The sequence below is a fragment of the Streptomyces sp. NPDC059092 genome, assembly GCF_042756365.1.
Lineage (GTDB): Bacteria > Actinomycetota > Actinomycetes > Streptomycetales > Streptomycetaceae > Streptomyces.
Genome location: NZ_JBHZEJ010000044.1, coordinates 41,588 through 47,795, shown reverse-complemented (window position 1 = coordinate 47,795; position 6,208 = coordinate 41,588). Strand labels below are relative to the sequence as shown.

The 6,208-nt window shown below is 68.7% G+C and carries 5 protein-coding genes; all 5 read right to left on the bottom strand.

The genetic code is table 11. The annotated features are described in order from the left end of the window. Positions 1-75 precede the first annotated feature (75 nt). Positions 76-1,563 carry a SulP family inorganic anion transporter gene (locus tag ACFXPL_RS23900; protein WP_384923087.1) on the bottom strand — a complete coding sequence of 496 codons (1,488 nt, stop codon included), beginning with the start codon at positions 1,561-1,563 and terminating at the stop codon, positions 76-78. Positions 1,564-2,250: 687 nt separating this feature from the next. Continuing rightward, entirely contained in the window at positions 2,251-3,396 is a 1,146-nt protein-coding gene (locus ACFXPL_RS23895; protein WP_384923042.1) for an XdhC family protein, read from the bottom strand. 428 nt (positions 3,397-3,824) lie between these two features. Next, the gene (locus ACFXPL_RS23890) at positions 3,825-4,505 is read right to left on the bottom strand and encodes an asparaginase domain-containing protein (protein WP_384923039.1); all 681 of its coding nucleotides are present in this window, start codon (positions 4,503-4,505) and stop codon (positions 3,825-3,827) included. A 38-nt stretch (positions 4,506-4,543) separates the two neighbouring features. Further along, positions 4,544-4,771: a hypothetical protein gene (locus tag ACFXPL_RS23885; protein WP_384923036.1), complete on the bottom strand. Its 228-nt coding sequence runs from the start codon at positions 4,769-4,771 to the stop codon at positions 4,544-4,546. A gap of 371 nt (positions 4,772-5,142) precedes the next feature. Continuing rightward, entirely contained in the window at positions 5,143-6,108 is a 966-nt protein-coding gene (locus tag ACFXPL_RS23880) for a helix-turn-helix transcriptional regulator (protein ID WP_384923033.1), read from the bottom strand. Positions 6,109-6,208: the final 100 nt, after the last annotated feature.

The following is a 6,208-nucleotide window of genomic DNA, read 5'->3' as shown; positions in this document are numbered from 1 at the left end:
TGCCATTGCGCTCGGCGTCCGATTGTGGTGGCTTTGTGTGCGAATTCGCACACAAAGCCACCATCCAGTCCAACATCAGCTTTGCGTGACCTTGCCTCCCGTCAATTCGGTCACTCGCACTGACTCGGTGCCGTCGGAGCTGTGCCGCGTCGACCAGTTCTCCAGGGCCACGCGGCAGGCATGGTCCAGGTGGTGCAGGCCGGAGAGGTTCAATTCGATGGGCCGGTCCCTGGGCAGCGCTTCGAGGCTGTCGAGGATCTTCGGCAGCCTGAGGAAGGTCGCATTGCCCGACAGGTGCGCCTGGACGGGTCCGGCACCCTTGTCGATGACCTCCAGTTTGACGTGTGAGCCGTCCCAGGCCGTCTTGGCCACGGACAGGGCCAGACCGATCAGCACGCCCTCGAACATGTTCACCGCGACGATGGCCACTGCCGTGACCAGCAGGATCAGTGCCTCGCCCCGGTGTTCGCGCCACAGCGACGCGATCGTGCGCAGCGGGATCAGCCTCCAGCCCGCGTGGATGAGGATGCCGGCGAGGGCGGGCAGCGGAATGAGTCCCAGGACGGACGGGAGCAGTGCCGCGAACAGCAGGAGCCATACGCCATGAAGGATCCTGGATGCCTTGGTCTTCGCGCCGGCCTGGACGTTGGCGGAACTGCGTACGATGACCGCGGTCATCGGCAGCGCGCCCAGCAGCCCGCACACGGCGTTGCCGGCGCCTTGGGCCATCAGTTCCTTGTCGTACTCGGTGCGTGGCCCGTCGTGCAGGCGGTCCACGGCCGCGGCGCTGAACAGGCTCTCGGCGGAGGCGATCAGGGTGAAGGCCAGGACGGTTCCGAGCATGCTCACGCTCGCCAGTTCGCCGAACGCGTCGGGCCCGGGCGCCTGGACGGCACCCAGCAGACCGCGCACCTCAACGGTGGCGATCGGCGGGCTGAACACCAGCGAGGCGAGCGTGGCCAGGACGACCGCCGCCGGCGCACCGGGAACGGCACGTACCCGGCTCGGCATCCGCTTCCACAACACCAGCACGGCGATGGTCCCGGCTCCGACCGCCAGCGACACCAGGGCCCTGGTGCTGAAGGCAGCCTCGACCAGCACCTCGGGAAGTCCGGCTATCTTGCCCAGGCCGGAGACCGGGGCTTTCAGACCGGCCGCCGCGTAGAGCTGGCCCGCGATGATCATGAGCCCGATACCGGCGAGCATGCCCTCGACGACCGCGACCGAGATGGCCCGGAACCAGCGCCCCAGCTTCAGCGCGCCCATGGCGAGTTGAAGCAGCCCGGCGGCCAGCACGATCACGCCGAGCGCCGGCAGGCCGAAGGTCTGGACAGCCTCGAATACCAGCACCGTGAGACCGGCGGCCGGGCCCGACACCTGGAGACTGCTGCCACGCATCATGCCCGTGACGAGACCGCCCACGATGCCGGTGATCAGTCCCAGCTCCGCCGGAACACCGGAGGCCACGGCCACGCCCACGCACAGCGGCAGGGCGACGAGGAAGACGACTACCGAGGCGGCGAAGTCCTGCCGCACATGAGGGAGTTTCGTTCGGTGGTCCATCGTGGTCCTCACATCCGCGCACTGCTGGTGGAAGGACCGGGCGTGATCGATGAGGGATTTCATTGTGGTAATTCCTCCTGGCGCGCCCATGGGGGCGCGTCGGCGTACGTTGCGAGAGACGGGAGCACGGCGAGCACAGCGGTACGACTTCGCATCGGCGTCCTCGGCAATGCGGAGCGGGAGCAGCAGGTCTGTGCGCGCCGCAGGTCCGCTCAGCAGCGGAACACCTGAAGTACGTCCGGAGAGTGGGAGGTTGAGGAGCCCCCTGCCGGACCGGCACGGCACTGCGCGGGGAGAACCGCTGGTGGGCGCTTCCCCGCGTGGTCGCCTGTCAGCAGGGAACGTGAGAGCGGGACGGGCACGGAGCCAGCCGCAGCGCGAGGCCTCTCGTGCGGGCGAAGCAATCCGTCCGGGGTGCTGTCACGGTCGGGTGCGTCGCAGGTGACGTCATCCCAATCCGTCTCGTGCACGCTCTCCGCCGCGTATGTCGCCTGCGGTCCGGCAGTGGACACGGGGATGTACTCAGATTCCGGCGATGCGGTCGGGGCGAAGAACCGCAGGGCCAGCAGGAGGACGGTCGTCAGGGTCGTCACGAACCGGGTCGCCGTCTTGCGCACTCCGCTTCTCCTCTCCTGCTTCGTCCGCACCGCCGGCGCATCTCGGTCTGCCCGTCGGCTTCCCGGGTTGTCATGCGACCGCCTGCGTGGCCGCTCCGACGCCGACCGGGTCCGGATGATGGATGGGACCAGCGCCTCGGGACAAGGGCAGGCCGGTTCCCTTGTTGGCCTGGGCGACGATCTCGGCGGTGATGGAGACCGCCGTCTCCTGCGGGGTGTGCGCGCCCAGGTCGAGTCCGATCGGGGAGTTGAGGCGAGCGAGGTGCTCTTCGCGTACGCCGGCCTCGCGCAGGAGTCCCAGCCGGTGGTCGTGGGTGCGTCGCGAGCCCATCGCGCCGATGTAGCCCACCGGCAGGCCGAGCGCCAGCCTCAGCAGGGGAATGTCGAATTTGACGTCGTGGGTGAGGACGCAGATGGCGGTACGGGCGTCCACGTCGCAGTCAGCCAGGTACCGGTGCGGCCAGTCGGTCACGACCTCGTCCGCGTGCGGGAAGCGCGCGGGGGTGGCGAAGACGGGCCGGGCGTCGCACACGGTGACCCGGTAGCCCAGGAAGTGGCCTGCCTCGCTCAGCGCGCCCGCGAAGTCGACGGCGCCGAAGATCAGCATCCGGGGCCGAGGAGCGTTGGTGTGCACGAGCACGGACAACCGCTCGGGGCACGTATCGCTGTCTCCGCCGACCTCGATACGGCCGGTGCGGCCTGCCCGTAGCAGCGCGCGGGTTCGCGACGCCACAGTCTGGTCCTCGCGCTCCCCGCCCAGGCTCCCGTCGTACGGTCCGTCGCCCGGAACGTGGAGGGTACGGCCGAGAAGGTCTTGCGGGCCGTCCACGACCTGGGCCACGGCTGCGGGACGGCCTGCCGCCACCTCCGCGAGGGCTGCGGTGAGGTGGGGCTGATGCGTGGGTTCCACGCGCTGTACCAGGATCTCGATCTCGCCGCCGCAGGTCAGACCTACGGCGAAGGCATCGGAGTCGGAGTAGCCGAAACGCGTCAGCACAGGAGCGCCATCGGATTCGAGAGTCTCCTGGCACAGTTCATAGACGGCTCCCTCCACGCATCCGCCGGACACACTGCCGATCACGTCACCGTTGGAGCCCACGGCCAGCGCGGTGCCGGGCGGCAGCGGCGCGCTGCCGCTGACGCCCGCGACAGTGGCGAGCGCGAAACGACGCTCCTCGCGGCACCAGTCGTACAGCGTGCCCGCGATGTTCAGCATGGAATGGTCTCCCTGGGGCGGTGTGAACAGGCCGCCGCCGCACGTGCGGAGGCGCGGAGTGAGCGGCGGCGGCCCTGATGCACGGCGCGGCGTGTCATCCTGCCGGACGGAGATGAGGAACCTGGTTCTCCGAGCGGGGCTTCCGCGACGATGGGTAGTTCGCGGGTTCGGCGGTCAGTGGGGGTGGCGGACCGCGTGGGCGATGGGTGATCCAACGCCCCGTACCGAACAGGCCCTTCGTCGCGAACCCGTTGGTGACTCGGCTGCTCGGGGGGCTGTTCACGCTGGATCTTCAGCGTCCCTCAAGCGTGGTGGCTTCGCACGTTCCGTGGCACGCCGCCTTGTGCCAGGCAGTGGTGTTCCATGGTGTGACAGGGCACCCCTCCCGCCTGCCTCTGAGTACAGGAGGGAGGGGCCGACATACATGGTTACCGGCGGAAGGCGGACAGATCGAACTGTGGGTCCCCGATGGTGGTGAACCAGGTGCGGATCCGCTCCCGCTTGTCGCTGAAGGTCAGACCCAGTTGCAGCAGGATCCGTGCCTTCTGCGGGGAGAGGTCGGCGGCTCCGATCACTCCGGGTGTTCCGTCGTCGTACATGCCCTCGCCCCCGGTCCGGGTGGCCGAGACGAAGAGCACGCCCTTCTTGATCGCCTTAACCTCGGCCGCGCTCTGGGCGGTCGAGATGCCGCCCGGGCCGTGACCTGAGGTCACGATGCCCTTGTTGCCGGCGGCCACCAGGGCGTCGATCGGAGCCGGGGAGGAGTCGATGTACCCGCCCACGATGTCCACCAGGGGCAGGTCTGCCGCCTTCTTCTTGGACAGGTCGAACGGCGTCTTCCAGGAGGTCTTGCCACACTCCATCACTCGGGCGGGCGCCCGCATCGTACGGATGTGGTCTTCGTTGACGACGCCCAGCGCACCGTAGTTGCCGCCGCCGAAGGTATCCATCCGGTAGCCGTCGGTCCTGGTGACCTCCCGGGCGGCAAAGAACTGGTCGTTCATCAGCATGACGGTGCCGTAACAGGTCGTCCTGCCGCTCGCGGCCAGCCGGATCGAGCTGAACATGTTGGTCGAGCCGTCGGTGGTGAAGGTCTTCGACTGATGCATCGACCCACTGATCACGACCGGCTTGTCGGAGCGCCCGGTCAGGTCGAGGTAGCGATTTCACGCAACTTCGGGTTCCGGTCGGTCGGCGGAACCGGCTTGACCGTGACCTTCGGTGTGCCCGCCGTCGCGGCGACGGCGGCGGCACGGGCGGACTGGGCTGCCGTACTGGCACCGGCGGTTGACGCCGAGAGCACCGCCACTGCGACACCGGCTGCCGCCACTGCGGCTGCTGGGGTCATGTAGTGCTTTTTGAGACCGGGATACATCTCGCTCCTTGTCGGAGAGATCCCTCATGGCGCCGCAAAGTGAACCAATCCAGATAATTCCGGTCACAGTCACTCAAGTTAACGATCTTTAAACGCTCCGCCGAGGCGTGCCTCAGGGGGCGTCCCCGTTTCGCGCGTGGACGCGTCGGCCCACCCCGCAACAATGAAAGACCTGGTGAGGGAAGGAAGGCGCCGTGAGCCGACCAACTCGGGCTGCGGCCTAACTTGTCGCACGGCATCGCACAGCGACGGGGCCACCGGCACGAACGGTAACCGCACCCATCCGGGCTACGTCACACGCGGCCACGCGGTGAGCGCGGACTCAAGGCGAACAGCGGGCTGCTGGCACCCGGGCACAGCCACGACGGAACTCACCGCTCCGGCCCTGATGCAGGGCGCTCGGAGGTGGATGGCGACGCCTCGTCCGGCACGTCCGCCGACTGCCGGCGCTGCGACTCGGCCTCCCCCTCCGACGGCTCGTACGCGGCCATGTCGAGGAGTACGAGCGCGTCGTGGGCGGGGGTGGCGGGCTCGGCGTAATAGGTGACCAGGCGGTGGCCGGGGGTCCCTTCCACGTGCATGCTCTGGTAGTTGAGGGTGAAGGTGCCGACGTCGGGGTGGTGATAGGTCTTTTGACCGTGTGCGTGCGCCTTGACGTCGTAGCGCTCCCAGAGACGGGCGAAGTCCGGGCTCTTGAGGAGGAGTTCTCCGACGAGGCGGGCGAGGTCCGGGGCGTCGGGGTCGGTGCCGGCCAGGGCCCGCAGTCGGGCGATGCAACCGAGGAGGGTGTGTTCCCAGTCGTCGAAGAGTTCACGAGCGGCGGGGTGGAGGAAGGCGTAGCGCGCGATGTTCCGCTGATTCGCCGGCCAGTCCTCGATGCCGGTGAACAGTCGCAGCCCGGCGGGGTTCCAGGCCAGCAGGTCGTTGGTACGGCTGGTTATGTAGGCGGGACCCGGTCTCAGGCTGTCCAGGAGAAGACTGACGCCCGGCCGCAAGGTTCCGCGGGCCGCGATCGACGGTTCGTACCCCGTCCGGGTGGCGAGGACGGCGAGGCTGCGCAGGTGCTCGCGCTCGTGGCCCTCCAGCCGAAGCGTACGGGCGAGAGCATCGACGACCGACGGGCTGGGGTTGGTCTCCTTGCCGCGCTCCAGGCGTGCGTAGTAGTCGATGCTGATACCGGCCAGAGTGGCCAGCTCCTCACGGCGTAGCCCAGGCGTACGGCGCAGCCCGCCACCCGCCGCGAGGCCGACATCCTGGGGAGTCACCTGGGCGCGGCGGGCCCGTAGGTAGCGCCCCAGCTCGGTGCCCCCGCCGACAGGCTGCTGCTCACTTCTCATACCGTCCAGTATGCCGGGCATGTGACCTGCGAGGCAGGCGCGTGGGGTGCCCTGTCACAGCACGGAACACCGCTGCCCGGTACGACGCGGCCTACCAGAC

Coding starts and splice junctions, on each gene's coding strand:
- ACFXPL_RS23885 (WP_384923036.1), bottom strand. CDS start 4,771: ATGTATCCCGGTCTCAAAAAGCACTACATGACCCCAGCAGCCGCAGTG.
- ACFXPL_RS23890 (WP_384923039.1), bottom strand. CDS start 4,505: ATGCATCAGTCGAAGACCTTCACCACCGACGGCTCGACCAACATGTTC.
- ACFXPL_RS23880 (WP_384923033.1), bottom strand. CDS start 6,108: ATGAGAAGTGAGCAGCAGCCTGTCGGCGGGGGCACCGAGCTGGGGCGC.
- ACFXPL_RS23900 (WP_384923087.1), bottom strand. CDS start 1,563: ATGGACCACCGAACGAAACTCCCTCATGTGCGGCAGGACTTCGCCGCC.
- ACFXPL_RS23895 (WP_384923042.1), bottom strand. CDS start 3,396: ATGCTGAACATCGCGGGCACGCTGTACGACTGGTGCCGCGAGGAGCGT.